This window comes from Pontibacter vulgaris (assembly GCF_022758145.1).
In the GTDB taxonomy this organism is placed as follows: Bacteria; Bacteroidota; Bacteroidia; order Cytophagales; family Hymenobacteraceae; genus Pontibacter; species Pontibacter vulgaris.
The window spans coordinates 285,943-301,372 of sequence record NZ_JAJVDH010000002.1; the positions used below are offsets into that span (position 1 = coordinate 285,943).

A 15,430-nucleotide genomic window follows, 5' to 3' on the forward strand; every position below is an offset into this window, starting at 1 on the left:
CTACACCTATTATCTACCAGAATAAAACATGGAAAAAAGAGTAAAACTGATAGCTTTGATTTTGGCCCTGATGTCATTTAAAGTGGTGCAAGCCCAGGAAGTGCAGCAGTTTAGCCTGCAGCAAAGTATAGAATATGCTTTGCAGAACAGGGCAAGCCTGCAAGCCAACCGCAACAACGAGAAAAGCGCCAAAGCCAGAGTAGGTGAGATACGTGCTATGGGGCTGCCGCAGATAGATGCTGCCCTGGATGTTGGGGATAACTTTGTGCAGCAGCAGAGCTTCCTGCCAGGCGAGTTTTTAAATGATCCGGACGACCCGAACTCTCCGCAGCCGGGTACTTTTGTGCCTGTAACCTTTACGCCGGCTTATACCAGTAATGCTACGGTTATGGCCAGCCAGCTGCTTTTCGATGGCTCTTACCTGATAGGTTTAAAGGCCGCTAAAACTTATACCGAGTTATCGCGCAAAACAACCACACAAAGCGAGATTGAAGTGGCCGAGCAGGTAAGTAAAGCTTACTACGGCGTGCTGGTAAGCCGTGAGCGTATAGAATTGCTTAACCAGAACTTGGTACGCCTGGATACCCTGCTGAAGCAAACCCGCATTATGTTTCAGAATGGTGTGGCCGAACAGCTGGATGTAGACCGCCTGCGTGTATCGTACAACAACCTGAAAGTAGATCATCAGAGGGCAGAGCGCCTGATGCAGCTGAGCGAAAACCTGCTGAAGTTCCAGATGGGCCTGCCGCAGAGCCAGCCTATAATTCTGACAGATAAGTTGAGCGAAGTAGAAGTAGATGCTTCGGCAATAATCACTACAAACTTCAACTATAGCAACCGCATCGAATACTCTTTACTGGAAACACAGCAGAGCCTGGCACAACTCGATCTGCGCAACATTAGATCAGGTTACCTGCCTAAACTATACCTGAACGCCCGCTATGGTTACAATGCAGCCAGCAACAGTTTCAGCGATATAGCTACCACAAGCAGCTACTTTGAATATGGTTATGTGGGTGCCCAACTCCGCATTCCAATTTTTGATGGCCTGCGCAAGCATTACCAGATACAGCAAAGCAAAGTAGCAGTCGAAAACACCAAATACGGTTTCGAAACACTTCGCCAAAGTATAGACCTGGAACTGGAACAAGCCTCTACAGAGCTGACCAACTCTTTGGATGTCCTGAAATCGCAGCAGGAGAACCTGGCCCTGGCACAGGACATTGCCCGCGTGGCCAGGATCAAGTACCAGGAAGGCGTGGGCTCTAACCTGGAAGTGATTACCGCCGAAACCGACCTGAGGCAGGCGCAAACTAACTACTACGCCGCTATTTACGAAGCCCTGATCTCCAAAGTAAATCTCGGCAAAGCTACCGGTACTTTACTAACTAAATAAAACTATAGAAGAAGACAGTATTACCATGATCAGACCTAACATGAAACGATTAGCAGGTATAGCATCTGTAACGGCCATACTTGCATTTACAGCTTGTGGTGGCGAAAGCAACGATAAAGCCGCACAACTGGCCGAGTTGAAAAAGCAGCAGACCGAAATACAAAATAAAATTGCCCAACTGGAGGCAGACCTGAAAGCCGAAGGCAAAGGGGGAGTAGCAGAAAAGAAAACAGTACCGGTAACTGTAACAGCTGTGCAACAAGACACTTTCCGCCACTACCTGGAAGTACAGGGCAAGGTAGATTTTGACCAGAACGTGTTAGTGAGTGCCCGTGTGCCGGGCGTGCTTACAAGCGTGCGTGTTAACCGCGGCGACCATGTTGCTAAAGGCCAGATAATGGCAACTATAGATGCACAGGTGCTGGAGCAGAACCTGCAGGAATTACGCACCCGCCTGGACCTGGCTCGCATAGCTTACCAGAAGCAGCAAAACCTCTGGAACCAGAAAATTGGTACCGAGATGCAATACCTGACGACCAAAAATAACAAGGAAGCCCTGGAGCGTAGCCTGGCGGCATTGCAGCAGCAGCGCGACCAATACAACATTAAAGCGCCAATCAGTGGTGTGGTAGATGAGGTTATTCCGAATTCAGGCGAGGCGGTAGCACCGGGTGTAGGCATTATCAGGGTGGTAAATACCGAAGGCAGTAAGGTTGTGGCCGAAGTATCCGAAGCATACCTATCTAAAATAAATAAAGGCGACCAGGCAGTAGTATACTTCCCCGACCTGAACCGCGAAGTAGAAACTACAGTGAATGTGGTAAGCCAGTTTATCAACCCTACAAGCCGCACCTTTACAGTAGAGCTTAAGCTGAAAAACGCTGCCAATGTGCCACTTCGCCCTAACCTGGTTGCCGTGGTTCGCATCCAGGATTATAAGAACGAGAACATCGTGGTGGTGCCTGTAAACCTGGTGCAGAAAGACGAAAAATCGCAGTATGTGTACGTGGCCCAGAAAAAAGGCGATAGCTATGTAGCAACCAGGAAAGAAGTGAAAACCGGCATGTCTTACAAAGGAAATGTGGAGGTGCTTAATGGCCTTGCTGCAAACGATCAGGTGATCACTGCCGGATACCAGAATATAAATGAAGGGCAGCCAGTGGTTTTCGACCAGGTAGGTAGCGCGCAGAAATAAAAAACTAAGTATAAAACTATGAAACAGTTCAAGCCAACCAGTTGGTCCATCGATAATAGAACCAGTATCTATATCATGACCATCATTATCACGCTGGCGGGTATTATATCCTATATCAAGTTACAAAAAGAGAACTTCCCGGATATAGTTATACCTACTGTGTTTGTGAGCACAATTTACCCGGGTACTTCCCCATCTGATATGGAGAACCTGGTAACACGCCCTATCGAAAAGGAGTTGAAAGCGATTTCGGGAGTGAAGGAGATTTCCTCTAATTCTATCCAGGACTTCTCTATGATTGTAGTAGAGTTTAATACAGATGTGGAGGTAGCGGTTGCAAAACAACTGGTGAAAGATGCCGTGGACAAAGCCCGCACCGATCTGCCTTCTGACCTGGACCGCGACCCTGACGTGCAGGAAGTAAACTTCTCTGATATTCCGATAATGTCGGTTAACGTGTCGGGTAACTATAGTATGGACAGGCTGAAGAAGTATGCCGAAGACCTGCAGGACCGAATAGAAGCTGAACCTGAAATTACCCGTGTTGATTTGATTGGTGCCCTGGATAAGGAAGTACAGGTAAACGTGGACCTGTATAAAATGCAGGCTGCCCAGGTTACATTCGGCGATATTCAGCGTGCTATAGCCACCGAAAACATGACCATTTCGGGTGGTAACGTTACCGTAGGCGAAATGAAGCGCTCTGTGCGTGTGGTTGGACAGTACGTGGATCCTAACAAGATCGGGGATATTGTAGTGAAATCGCTGGCAGGGGCTAATATTCAACTCAAAGAAATTGCCGAAGTAAAAGAAGGCTTTGAAGAACAGGAAAGCTTTGCACGCCTCGATAATGCCCCGGTTATTACGCTAAGCGTGATCAAGCGCAGCGGCGAAAACCTGATAGAAGCTTCTGATAAAATTCAGGCAACTGTAGAAGACATGAAAGGCACCGTGCTGCCCGACGACCTGAAAGTAACTATAACCGGTGACCAGTCTACAGAAACCCGCCATACGCTTAATGACCTGATCAACACGATCATCATTGGCTTTGTGCTGGTAACTATAATTCTGATGTTCTTTATGGGGGCTACCAACGCCATATTTGTTGGTTTGTCGGTGCCTATTTCCATGTTCATCGCTTTTATCCTGATGCCTTTGCTCGGTTTCTCGCTGAACATGATCGTGCTTTTCTCGTTCCTGCTGGCCCTGGGTATAGTGGTAGATGATGCCATTGTGGTAATAGAGAATACGCACCGCATTTTTCATACTACAAACCTGAGCATTGTAAAGGCAGCTAAAGTTGCCGCAGGCGAGGTATTTGTACCGGTACTGGCAGGTACCTTAACAACAGTAGCACCATTTCTACCGCTGGCTTTCTGGCCGGGTATAGTTGGTAAATTCATGTTCTTCCTGCCCATAACACTGATTGTAACACTGTTAGCTTCGTTGTTGGTAGCCTTTGTTATTAACCCGGTGTTTGCAGTTTCCTTCATGAAGAGAGAGCATGGAACTGCTGCCTCGCCTCGAGCCCGCAGAACTTTCTGGATGCTGACAGGTGCTGCGTTTCTGGTTGCTGTAGTGGCCTACATAGTTGGGTGGTACGGAACGGCTAACCTGGTTATGCTGGGTGTGGTGCTGGTGCTGCTTAATAAGTATGTACTTACAGGCTTGATCGAGAAGTTCCAGAACAATTTGCTGCCAAGATTTATGAACGGGTATGAGCGCTTGCTGCGTTGGATGCTGGCAGGCAAACGCCCGATAGCCATGTTCTTTAGCGTAATCGGCCTACTGATCTTCTCTTTTGTAATAACTGGTATACGTCCGCCTAAAGTAGTGTTCTTCCCGGAGTCCGATCCGAACTTTATTTATACTTACATCAACATGCCTATTGGCGCAGACCAGGCTGTAACTGATTCTGTAACCAAGATAGTAGAGAAACGCATTTATAGTGTTATCGGCCAGAACAACCCCGATGTAGAGTCTGTTATATCGAACGTAGCCATTGGCGCCGGCGACCAGAACGATAGAAGCGCAACTGCCCAGTCTCAGAAAGGTAAGGTAACCGTAGCCTTTGTCGATTTTTCTGACCGTACCGGAGAGAAGTCGTCTAGCGAATACCTGAACGAGATACGTGAAGTGGTAAAAGGTATACCTGGTGCCGACATCACAGTAGATAAAGAGCAGAACGGCCCACCGGTTGGTAAACCTGTCAGTATAGAAATTGCCGGCGAAGACTTTAACCAGCTTGTGTCGCTTTCTAAACAGGTAGAACAGTATATTGATCAGCAGCAGATAGGAGGTATTGAAGAACTTCGCTCAGACCTGGAAGACAGCAAACCTGAAATCGTGATCAACATTGATCGTGAGCGTGCTAACCGCGAAGGTATAAGTACTGCCCAGATTGGCTCTGAAATCCGAACATCTATTTTCGGGGTGGAAGCCTCTAAGTTTAAACTGGATGAAGACGAATACCCGATACAGGTACGCTACGCTGAGCCTTACCGCAAAAACATAGATGCCCTGATGGATATGCGCATTACGTACCGCGACATGAACTCCGGCCTGGTGCGCCAGATTCCGCTTTCATCGGTTGCAAGTATAGCCTATGAAACATCGTATGGCGGTATCAAGCGCAAAGACCTGAAGCGTGTAGTTACGCTGGAATCAAACGTGCTGGCTGGTTATAACGCCAACGAAGTAGTGCAACAGATAGAGCAGTCGTTACAGAACTTTGATACGCCGGAAGGTTATGAAGTAAAAATGGGTGGACAGCAGGAAGAGCAGGATGAAACAGCCAGCTTCCTGAGCCTGGCACTGGTGGCAGCCTTCTGTATTATCTTCCTGATCCTGGTTACGCAGTTTAACTCTGTTTCGAAGCCATTTATTATACTTTCGGAGGTGCTGTTCAGTATCATCGGTGTGTTGCTGGGCTTCTCTATCTTCGGTATGGAGGTGTCTATAGTAATGACGGGTGTGGGTATTGTGGCGCTGGCTGGTATTGTGGTAAAGAATGGTATCCTGATTGTGGAGTTTACAGACATACTCCGCGAAGAAGGCAAAGAAATGCGCGAGGCTATTGTGGAAGCCGGTAAAACACGCCTTAACCCGGTATTGCTGACGGCTACTGCCACCATGCTGGGGCTGGTGCCGCTGGCCCTGGGCATTAACCTTAACTTTTATACTTTATTCACAGAGTTTAAGCCGCACTTCTTTATGGGCGGTAATAGTGCCGCATTCTGGGGCCCGCTCGCCTGGACAATCATTTTTGGTCTGGGATTTGCTACCCTCATTACACTGCTGATTGTGCCGGTTATGTACCTGCTCAACGAGAAAGTTGGTGAAAGACTGAGAGGCAGGAAAAAGGCAGCAGGCACCATTAAAATAACCGGTCAGGAAACTCCTGTAAACGGAAAAGTGAGAGAATATACCCTATAATTTGAATATGCTTACAATTGACAAAGCTATTGAGAAGGAGGTTATCCGCATCATTAGCAAAACCAAGGAAATAAGACCTGCCCGCTTGCAGGCCACAGCCCGCCTTACAAAGGATTTTGGCTTTGATACCGTTGATGTTGTTGATATTATACTTGAGTTAGAAAAGAATTTTCACATCACCATTCCGGATGAAGTGCCTATTAACACGGTAGGCGATTTCATAGAGTATGTGGCCCTGCACGCTGCACCATCTGATAATTAGACAGTATAGCATTCATGCTTATTAAAAACAGAAAGAGCGGGGAAAATTCCCCGCTCTTTCTGTTTTTAATATTCCCGGTTTTGATTTTATACTTTAACTGAAGTATAGAATTGCGTTAGGGTTGATTTCTATAGTTATTTTCTGAAGTATAAATCTAGTATACAGAGATACGGTAGTCTTTCAGTTTTTTGTCTAAAGCTTTTGAGTTACCGCACAAAGTATCCAGCAAAGCCCAGAAACGTGGGCCGTGGTTTTTTTCTACAGTATGGGCCAGTTCATGCAGGATAACATAATCACGCAGATCTTCAGGCAGGCGCATTAAATGCAGGTTTAGGTTAATATTATCGGTGTGCGAGCAACTTCCCCATCTCGATTTCGCATTCTTAATAAATACGCTCTGGTAACTGAATCCGAATTTTTTAGCAAAGTACTCCACACGTTGCGGCAAGTATACCTTGGCCTCTTTGCGGTAAGCTTCCTCTATAGATTTACGGACAAACTTCTGCACATCGCTGTCCAAAGCGTCTTTGTAAGCCGGGTAGAACACGTTTATATAGCCATCTTCAATAACGCAGCGCATGGTATACTGGGCATGTGTAAGCAGGCGTAATGTATGAGAATAGGTCTTAAACTCGCTGTCCTGATCGTAAACCGTTACCCGGGCTTCCTGCTGCTGCATGCGTGCCTGGTGCTCCTTAATCCAATCGGCTTTGGTATAGATAAGCTGTTCGGCTTTCTCAAAACTGATGTGTGGTGGTACGGCTACACGTATACCTTTAATAGGCCTTACGCTTATACTTACGCGTTTTGCTTTATCGCTTCGTTCAATCAGAACTTTCCCTATCCCATCAATATGAAGATTGACAGAAGATAATCTTAAAAATGTTGCAGACACTCGGCTAAAAGTTAAGTACAAATTTGGTAGCTCAAATATAGATAATAAATTCTGTAAAAAACTAATGACAGGGCAGCTTTTATCTAAATTTATTTAAATTTATGTATTTGAATAGTTCTATATCTGGAGACGAAAAAGCCCTTTTAAGCACTTGTAGGTGGTTTGTGGCAGAAAGAGTAGCTATGAAAATTTCTATTTCCTGAAAAATAAAAAGGAGCTCGTTGAGAGCTCCTTTAAAATTGATTAAGTTATACTTTGCTAACGTACGTTTCCGCCTATAGGGCTGTCGTCGTGCCGGCTTTTAGGCACGCGGCTGCTATCGGTAGTGGAGGCGCGTAAAACAGGTTCCTGGTTAAAGGTGGTAGAGCCTTCAGCGGAACCCAAGTGCTGGTGCTGGGCCACTTTAACCGGTTTGTTATTAACCTTCAGGTAGTGTTGCTCTGCAGCTTTATACTTCTCAGCAATGTCGCCTTTTTTCATTGAACTCTTTATGTGCCCGGCTTCATTGCTTTTGTCGATTTCGTGTGCCATAATCTGTCCTTTTTAAGTTATTTAGATGTTTTCGCTTTTGCCTGAATGCACCGTGCCCGGAGGCTGGTTGCTATACTTGGGCGTACCAAAAGAGCTGTCAGCGTGGTGTGCCGGGTCGGTGTGCGTTGTGTTGCGCTCCTGTTCCTGCTTGTAGGCATCCCATTCCTTAAACCTGTCGAGCTCTGCTTTTATACTGGTCATAAACCAGGCCAGCAGGCTGGCATCATCGAGTAAACCTATTACCGGTATAATATCCGGAATCAGGTCTATCGGGCTCAGGAAATAAATAATAACGGCAATGCCACCTACAAGTGTAGTGGTTGGGATGCCTTTATACTCACCGGCCACAGCCGATTTTATCAAACGTGACAGCAGTTGCAGGTTTTCCCAAACCTCGCCTGCCAGAGCGCCAATATTCTTTTTGGCAGTTGCTTTCTTAAATGCATCGTTCAGCAGTTTGGTTACTTGCATAGGGTGCTGCAGGTAACGTTCTGCTTTTTTCAGAAGTCCCTTGAAAAATGCGCTTTGTGCTACATTTTTGCCATCAGGTTGCTGATTTTCCATACTATAGTACGTGCTTATTGTGGTTGTGTTTGTACGTTAAATGGTGCCAGGAGGCAGGTGGTTATACATAGCCCGGGCCAAAGCGGCTGCAATTTGCTTAAACTTAAGGTAACCTATATACTGGCTGCCTGTAAAATTGTTCTGCTTATGGCAAAGAAAAAGCCCTATAGTAACACTACAGGGCTCAGGTTGTTTATTTTAGCTTGTGCTTACATTACACGGCCGGCCGCATAATAGTAGTTACGGTAGTAAGGTTCTTTAAGCGAGCTTATCATTACACCACCGTTGGTAGCAGAATGTATAAACTTATTTCCTTTTAAATAGATGCCCACATGAAAGATCGGTTGCTTGGGGCTGCGGCGGAAGAAAACGAGATCGCCGGTTTTGATGCTGTCTTTTTTAATGCGCTGCACATCCTGAAACATAGAGCGTGAGCTGCGGCTTAAGTCGATGCCGTAAACATCGCGGTATATGCTGGTTACAAAACCAGAGCAATCGGTGCCACGCTTTGAGTTACTGCCATAACGGTAAGGAGTGCCTATCCATTCAGTTACAGTTTCAATCAGCTCCTTGTCTTCGCTGTAATCGAAGTTAAGGCCAAGCGTTTGAGAGTAATATTCGTAAAATAACGTGTCGCGGTAGGTAACCGGGGCCTTCAGTTTGAGGGCATTTACTACATCATCGCCGGAGTTAATGGCGTAAGGTGTAATGCTTGCAGCCTCTGTGGCCGGTGCAGCTGGCTTTACTTCGTAGAAGTAAGACATGGCGAGCGAAGTTAAGGCAAATACGCTCAGTATGGTTGTTTTTATCATCGGGTTTAGCATGTTTTTGGCCCACCGCAGCGGGTAAACAGTTGTCACCATAACTAAAAGCAGACTGCTGAAAAATAGCACTGGCAAAGCCCGCTTTTACTGTTTTAGATGTTGCCGCATCTTAACAAGGGGTGAAATTAAGTACAATTGCTGAAAGAACCAAATTGCGATCTGAAGCCGCTTACACCACGTAATTAGCATATCTGCTTCACATAGAAGCTGGTTGAGCTGTGAGGTGCTTTTGGGCTTGCAACCAAAGGTGTGTATAAGTGCAATTTTTAAGGTATAACAAATGGATTTTAAAATTGTAGAACGATCGTTTTTTGCCCGTATTGCCCGCATGGTTTTAAAGAGCAGTAACGTGGCCATGGTGCTGGGTAATAAGATACATTTGAGCGGCGTAGATGGGCAGACCTTTCTGAAAGATGAAGGCTGGCTGGCGCACGAAATGTGCCACATCCGGCAATTTAAAGAGCATGGCTACACCCGTTTTCTGTGGCTATACTTTGTAGAATCGGTGCGGGTCGGGTATTATAATAACAAGTATGAAGTAGAGGCCCGCGAGGCAGGCACCAAGCACATGCGGCACTTGGCAGGTATAAAAAATAAAGCCGCTGCTAAAATAGAACCTACAACGCTACCGCTGCCAGCCGATGAAAAAAAGGAAGTATAAATCTAGGTGGTTACCATTGTGGCAAGTATAAAACCTTTAACTATTTACCAGTACGGGCGTTTACTAAGGCATTAAGCACTTGTTAAACTATAAAACAAACTGAAAGATGGCTAATAAGCTGGAAGGAAAAAAGATCGCCATACTGGTAGAAGAAGGATTTGAGCAGGTAGAGTTGACCGAGCCAAGAAAAGCGCTGGAGGCGGAAGGTGCCCAGACGCACATCATTTCAACAAAAAGCGGCGAAATAAAAAGCTGGAACCACACCGATTGGGGCGATAAGTATAAAGTAGATAAGACACTGGACAGTGTAAATGCCAGCGACTACAATGCGCTGCTGTTGCCTGGTGGTGTTATGAACCCGGATAAGCTGCGTGTTAATAAAGATGCCGTTGCTTTTGTTAATAAGTTCATGGAAGACGGGAAACCTGTTGCCGCGATTTGCCACGCCCCCTGGACGCTGATAGAAACCGGCAAACTGAAAGGTAAGAAAATAACAAGCTACCACACCTTAAAAACCGATCTGAAAAATGCCGGTGCTGATTGGGTAGATGAAGAAGTAGTAGTGGATAATGGGTTAGTAACCAGCCGTAAACCAGACGATATCCCAGCTTTTAACCGTAAAATGATTGAAGAGTTTGCTGAAGGCCGCCACGACCGTTAGCAGATAATATTTATACTTTGCAGCCGCTTCCTGCCATGTGCCGGGAGCGGCTTTTTTTATACTTACAGCAGGCGCATCAAGTCGGATGTATGTTTTTCGAGTAGTATGGTTAGTGCCAGGTCCAGTAAAAAGAGGAAGAGACCCTGCAGTACCAACGATTGTCCCCAGCCTAAGTATTGCTCCGTTTTCGGCGAGTTGCGTGATTTTTCCTGCAAATAAGCGCCCAGCAACATATAACTCACATCCAACCCTATGCTCAGGTAAAGTATTTTAATGTACCAGTAATGCATGCGCACTGTTTCGGCCAGTGTTCGGGCAGCATTTTCGGTAAGTATGAAGTATAAGGCAAAACCTGCTATGCAGATGTTCACAATGTTGAAATAGATGTTCATTTGGTGAAGAAACTTCTTGCTGCGCGAAGCTTTCATTAGCCGGAAGCTCCCGAAAATAATATTCAGAAGTGCCCAGCCACCAAGTACCACCATCCCTATTTTCAATATTTCGCCCTCCTTCTGGTTAAAAGCTGCTGCCGTGCCGCTCTGGGCACTAGCAGTAAGATTAAACAGCAGAAGCAGGAGCAGGCAAAGGTAATTTTTCATGGTAACACGGCTAATAAGTTTGAGTAGGAACGATGTGTATAGCGTGTTTCGCATAGCTGCGCGGGCAAAAGGAAGTATACTCAGGCTTGCTGAGTGCGCAGCAAAGGGTGCGTGTGCGATGGATTTTTGCTGTAGGTCAGTTTGTTACAGCTGTTTACTTTGCACTTTAACTTTTTGTTGCCTTGCCAGTGGGTTAGAAGGTTTTAAAAGCTAAAGCCAACGTAAAGCTGTAGCGTTCCATGCTTAATGTCTTCATTAATATGTTGTCCGGCCTCATTTTGGTTGCGTAGGTCGGCAAAGCCCAGGTTGTAACGCGCGCCCAGCCGGAACCGGCTTATATGGGCCTCGGCACCTGCAGCAACGCCATAATCAAACGTATTAAATGGCTCCAGATCTATTTCCTTATCTTCCTCCTTCGCCGAAACCATTATACTTGCCTGCGGGCCAAGGTGAAAGCTTATGTTTTCGGTTACATTAAAAACTGCCAGAACTGGTACTTCCAGGTAATCGTAACGGAAGGTAGAGTCGTTTCTTTCGAAGCCTTTGCGGCTATACAATACTTCGGGCTGGAGCGAGAAAAAATCATTGAAGGCAAACTGGGCAAAAACACCTGCATGAAAACTGGTCAGCTCGTTTATAGTGCCCAAGTTGTCTTTATCGCTGCCTCGCAGGGTATTAAAGTTTACGCCTCCTTTCAGGCCAAAACCTTCATTGGGTGTGTAAAGCCCGCTCAGCAGGTTATGGTTTTTCTGTATAGTGGTAGGGCCTGTTACATCTTCAGTTTGTGCAAAACCAGAGAAGGTGGTGAGTAGCAGGGTGGCAAGAATAAATATCTTTTTCATAGTGGTTAGGCAAGCGTAAAATCGCTTTTTAGATATATACTGCAGAATTGTTATAAGAGGTTACAGAAAGTATAAATTGTATCAGAATTCACCACTTTTTCTCACTTACAAGCACTCTTGCTGGGTAGCCATGATATTAACAGCCATTAGTGGCTAAACTTTAATTATTCAGGTATAAGAATATAAATATAAGTATATGTAAGCCCTTTCTTAACATTCAATTCACAGATAAAAGTGGATAAAGTGAGTAAATCAACATAGTTATCCACATTTATCCACAGCAAGAAGTGCTTTTCAAGGGCTTCTGAAAGCGGGTAAGATGTGTTATGAACTTTTCCTCAGAAAGACTTATAAACCGAAGTTAAAACCCTCAAAATTGTACTGGTTCAGGAGAGGGAATTTATACTTGAATTTGGAGTTTTAGAGAGGTCAGAGTAAACCCGGACAGGGGTTTAATTGTTAGCTTTGTGCTATGCTTAAAATTGCCTGGTCCGATATTTTTGCACATGCCCTGCCCGAAGGCCACCGTTTCCCGATGGCCAAGTATGACCTCCTGCCTGAGCAACTGTTGTATGAAGGCACCATTACCGGGAAAAACCTTTTTGCTCCGGAGCCACTGCCGGAACAGCACATACTGCATACCCATGATGCTACTTATTGGAAACGCCTGCGCGATCTGGAATTAACGCCTTCAGAAATCCGGAAAACAGGTTTCCCGCACTCACCGGAGCTGATTAACCGCGAAGTCGTAATCATGAACGGCACATTGCAGGCATCGCTGTTCGCGCTGGAGTATGGCATAGGCATGAACATAGCTGGTGGCACGCACCATGCGTTTACCGATCGGGGCGAGGGTTTTTGCCTGTTAAATGACATTGCCATTGCAGCTAATTACCTGCTGAAGTATAAAGGCATTAAAAAAGTACTTGTAGTAGACCTGGATGTGCACCAGGGTAACGGTACGGCGCAGATATTTGAGCAGGAGCCACGTGTTTATACTTTCAGCATGCATTGCGGCCATAACTACCCGTTCCATAAAGAGCGATCAGACCTGGATATACCGCTTGCCGATGGCACCGACGATAAAACATACTTAGCTATACTTTCTGATACGCTGCCACGCCTGCTGGATAAGCTGCAACCCGAGTTTGTGTTTTTTCAGTCGGGGGTTGATGTGCTGGCCACAGATAAACTGGGGAAACTGGCCATGACCATTGATGGCTGCAAAGAGCGCGACAGGCTGGTGCTGGACCTATGTCATAAAAACAAAATTCCGGTAACGGTAAGTATGGGCGGTGGTTACTCCAGGCAGATAGCGCATATTGTGGAGGCACATGCCAATACCTTCAGGCTGGCGCAGCACATTTTCTTTTAATGCCTGGTTTTTAGTTTGTCGCCTTCGCCGGTTTTCTTGCCGGGCATTATAAGCTTTAGCAGAATATAAATAACAGGTGCCAGGGCCAGTATCAGGATAAGAAAAAGAACAGCTTTTAGAATTTTGAAAAATACTGCAATAACGATGGCGGAAAGTATAAGCGAAACTGCAAACAGGATCCAGAAATTAAGCGTGCTTTTGCTCATAGCGTAATCAGGTAGGTAGATTGAGTTTATACTTGCCGGCGGTGCCAAATGTTTACATCCCGGCTTCGGTTTTATACATTACCAATTGCCACCTAAACGCCCACATCCAACGCAAAGTATAGTTAGAGATACCAGCCTGGTGCAACAGGTTTTCCAGTTCGTGCCTTTTAAAAGCCCGCATAACAGAAAGCGGCGCATCGTTTTTTACAAGCCTTGACCCTGAAAAAATGGCTGTAATAAATTTGATAGAGTAATAAGCAAACCAGTGCCGGTGCAGATCATTGATGATGACGGCTATACTTGCCTGGCTATGCAACTGCCGGAACATCTGCACGAGTTGCGCATCGGTAAAATGGTGGCAGAAAAGGCTGCAAACCAGCACATCATACTTCACCCGGCTGAATCTTTCAGAAAAGACATCGTGCTGCACAATGGCCACTTCTTCAAAAGCACTGCAATTGTGCCGGGCATATTGTACCATAAAATCATTGGCATCTATACCTGTTAGCTGCGTCTGTATTCTTTTACGCCTTGCCCACTTGGCTATACTTCGGAGGGTGTCGCCGGCACCGCAGCCAATATCAGCAATGCGTAACGGTTTTGGCAAAGGATTATACCTGGAAATGATCTTATCCAGCGATTGAAGCACCACCTGGTAACCACCGAGCCAGTTATTTATCACCTCCAGCTCTTCCAGATTTTCCTGGAGTTCCTCACCCGACAGCGTAAGGTCATCCATCAGTTCAGGTGTGTTAGACCGCAGTTTCAGCATAGTGTACTTTTAGCAGCATAGATTCCAGGGTTAGGCCAGGGCCGAAGGCAAAGCTCAGTACCGGCTCGTTTTTTTCTTTAGGCGTAAGCGTATCCATAAGGGCCTGCAGCACAAACAGTACTGTAGCCGACGACATGTTACCGAATTTTTGCAGCACTTCATAGGCAAAGCGGTTGTCGTTGCGGGTCATGCCCAGTTCCTGTTCAATAACTTCCAAAATGCGTCGGCCGCCTGGATGGATGGCAAAAAGCTTTATCTCTTCTATAGTGGTTTTCAGGCCTTGCAGTAAGCGCTCAGTTAGTTGTTTTATACCTGATTTTATGAGGTCGGGCACATAAGAGGAAAGTGTCATTTCGAAACCGGTGTCGCCAATGTGCCAGGCCATGTCGCGTTTGCCCGCCGGAGCCAGGTCGCAATGAAAAGATTGTAGCTCCAGGCTAACTTCCTGGCAAGGCTCTCCCTGCATCAGTACTGCTGCTGCGCCATCGCCAAACAAAGCATTCGATACCAGGTGGTCGGGCTCGGGGTTTTTCTGGAAATGGATGGTGCAGATCTCGGTGCAAACCAGCATTACTTTGGCATGTGCATCGGCCCGGCAAATAGAATCGGCAAGTTTGATGGCATTAAAAGCAGCGTAGCAACCCATAAAGTTTACAGAAGTACGCTGCACATTAGAAGGCAGTTCCAGCTTTTCAACCAGTTCGATATCCAGGCCGGGAGCATACATGCCGGTGCAGCTTACTGTTATCAGGTGCGTAAGATGGCTATACTTTACCGATGGTGTTTTGGCAAGGCAATTCCGGATGGCTTCTGCTGATAATTCCACAGCGTGTTTGCGGTAAACATCCATGCGCTGCTGTACTGTCGGGAAAGGCTCCAGGTCGGGGGTGTTCGGGTAGAAAGTATACTCGCCGTTAGCACGGGTATAATCCTGCAGTACACTGTAGCGCTGGCCAATGCCCGACACGCGGTAAAGAGCCTTCAGTTTGCGGGTATCCGGTTCATTCATCTGCAAAGCTGCAGCCATAAAGTCGGCTACCTGCATCTGCGGTATCTTGTGGGGCGGGTTAGCCGTGCCGATGGCGCATAGGTAGCTTTTCATGTGGTGGTAGTTACGTGTATGGTGTTTCGGGGAAAGCAAGCGATTGATTAACCATTACCCGGTATAAAAGTTACGTCAGGTAATGAAATGCCTGTGATTTTATACCTGTA

At 46.2% G+C, this 15,430-nt stretch carries 16 protein-coding genes; 7 read left to right on the forward strand and 9 right to left on the reverse strand.

Annotation, left to right across the window (positions count from 1 at the left end):
- Nucleotides 1-28 precede the first annotated feature (28 nt).
- From LWP20_RS02245 to LWP20_RS02260, 4 genes are read left to right on the forward strand one after another with little or no spacing between them, the layout of a single operon-like run.
- Nucleotides 29-1,396, forward strand: a complete 1,368-nt coding sequence (locus tag LWP20_RS02245; protein ID WP_242926482.1) for a TolC family protein — start codon at nt 29-31, stop codon at nt 1,394-1,396.
- Nucleotides 1,397-1,421: 25 nt separating this feature from the next.
- A complete protein-coding gene (locus LWP20_RS02250) occupies nt 1,422-2,591 on the forward strand; it encodes an efflux RND transporter periplasmic adaptor subunit (RefSeq protein WP_242926483.1) in 1,170 nt (389 codons plus the stop codon).
- A gap of 18 nt (nt 2,592-2,609) precedes the next feature.
- Nucleotides 2,610-6,026: an efflux RND transporter permease subunit gene (locus LWP20_RS02255; protein WP_242926484.1), complete on the forward strand. Its 3,417-nt coding sequence runs from the start codon at nt 2,610-2,612 to the stop codon at nt 6,024-6,026.
- A 7-nt stretch (nt 6,027-6,033) separates the two neighbouring features.
- On the forward strand, nt 6,034-6,288 hold the full coding sequence (locus LWP20_RS02260; RefSeq protein WP_242926485.1) for an acyl carrier protein: 255 nt from the start codon (nt 6,034-6,036) through the stop codon (nt 6,286-6,288).
- 154 nt (nt 6,289-6,442) lie between these two features.
- Here the strand turns inward: LWP20_RS02260 and LWP20_RS02265 are convergent, their stop codons facing one another.
- The 4 genes from LWP20_RS02265 to LWP20_RS02280 all read right to left on the reverse strand — a co-directional run bounded on the left by LWP20_RS02265 (nt 6,443) and on the right by LWP20_RS02280 (nt 9,090).
- Nucleotides 6,443-7,183 carry a M48 family metallopeptidase gene (locus LWP20_RS02265; RefSeq protein ID WP_242926486.1) on the reverse strand — a complete coding sequence of 247 codons (741 nt, stop codon included), beginning with the start codon at nt 7,181-7,183 and terminating at the stop codon, nt 6,443-6,445.
- Between the two features lie 258 nt (nt 7,184-7,441).
- Nucleotides 7,442-7,714: a hypothetical protein gene (locus tag LWP20_RS02270; protein ID WP_242926487.1), complete on the reverse strand. Its 273-nt coding sequence runs from the start codon at nt 7,712-7,714 to the stop codon at nt 7,442-7,444.
- A gap of 21 nt (nt 7,715-7,735) precedes the next feature.
- Entirely contained in the window at nt 7,736-8,278 is a 543-nt protein-coding gene (locus LWP20_RS02275) for a YkvA family protein (protein ID WP_242926488.1), read from the reverse strand.
- 209 nt (nt 8,279-8,487) lie between these two features.
- Nucleotides 8,488-9,090, reverse strand: a complete 603-nt coding sequence (locus LWP20_RS02280) for a C40 family peptidase (protein ID WP_242926489.1) — start codon at nt 9,088-9,090, stop codon at nt 8,488-8,490.
- A 292-nt stretch (nt 9,091-9,382) separates the two neighbouring features.
- Between LWP20_RS02280 and LWP20_RS02285 the strand changes: the two genes are divergently transcribed.
- Together LWP20_RS02285 and LWP20_RS02290 are read left to right on the forward strand one after the other, a co-directional pair.
- Entirely contained in the window at nt 9,383-9,763 is a 381-nt protein-coding gene (locus LWP20_RS02285) for a hypothetical protein (RefSeq protein ID WP_242926490.1), read from the forward strand.
- Nucleotides 9,764-9,869: 106 nt separating this feature from the next.
- A complete protein-coding gene (locus LWP20_RS02290) occupies nt 9,870-10,424 on the forward strand; it encodes a type 1 glutamine amidotransferase domain-containing protein (protein WP_242926491.1) in 555 nt (184 codons plus the stop codon).
- Between the two features lie 62 nt (nt 10,425-10,486).
- Here the strand turns inward: LWP20_RS02290 and LWP20_RS02295 are convergent, their stop codons facing one another.
- Nucleotides 10,487-11,023, reverse strand: coding sequence for a DUF6992 family protein (locus tag LWP20_RS02295; protein ID WP_242926492.1), 537 nt, complete (start codon nt 11,021-11,023; stop codon nt 10,487-10,489).
- A gap of 203 nt (nt 11,024-11,226) precedes the next feature.
- Nucleotides 11,227-11,865 (reverse strand): porin family protein, encoded by a 639-nt coding sequence (locus LWP20_RS02300; RefSeq protein ID WP_242926493.1) that lies wholly within the window; start codon nt 11,863-11,865, stop codon nt 11,227-11,229.
- A gap of 472 nt (nt 11,866-12,337) precedes the next feature.
- Here LWP20_RS02300 and LWP20_RS02305 point away from each other — a divergent pair, with 472 nt between their 5' ends.
- Nucleotides 12,338-13,240: a histone deacetylase family protein gene (locus LWP20_RS02305; RefSeq protein WP_242926494.1), complete on the forward strand. Its 903-nt coding sequence runs from the start codon at nt 12,338-12,340 to the stop codon at nt 13,238-13,240.
- Here the strand turns inward: LWP20_RS02305 and LWP20_RS02310 are convergent.
- From LWP20_RS02310 to LWP20_RS02320, 3 genes are read right to left on the reverse strand one after another with little or no spacing between them, the layout of a single operon-like run.
- Nucleotides 13,237-13,446: a hypothetical protein gene (locus LWP20_RS02310; RefSeq protein ID WP_242926495.1), complete on the reverse strand. Its 210-nt coding sequence runs from the start codon at nt 13,444-13,446 to the stop codon at nt 13,237-13,239. The two genes, LWP20_RS02305 and LWP20_RS02310, sit on opposite strands and share 4 nt — an antisense overlap.
- Before the next feature lie 52 nt (nt 13,447-13,498).
- Nucleotides 13,499-14,218 (reverse strand): methyltransferase domain-containing protein, encoded by a 720-nt coding sequence (locus LWP20_RS02315; RefSeq protein ID WP_242926496.1) that lies wholly within the window; start codon nt 14,216-14,218, stop codon nt 13,499-13,501.
- The gene (locus LWP20_RS02320; RefSeq protein ID WP_242926497.1) at nt 14,199-15,320 is read right to left on the reverse strand and encodes a type III polyketide synthase; all 1,122 of its coding nucleotides are present in this window, start codon (nt 15,318-15,320) and stop codon (nt 14,199-14,201) included. The genes LWP20_RS02315 and LWP20_RS02320 overlap by 20 nt, the downstream gene beginning before the upstream one ends.
- Nucleotides 15,321-15,430: the final 110 nt, after the last annotated feature.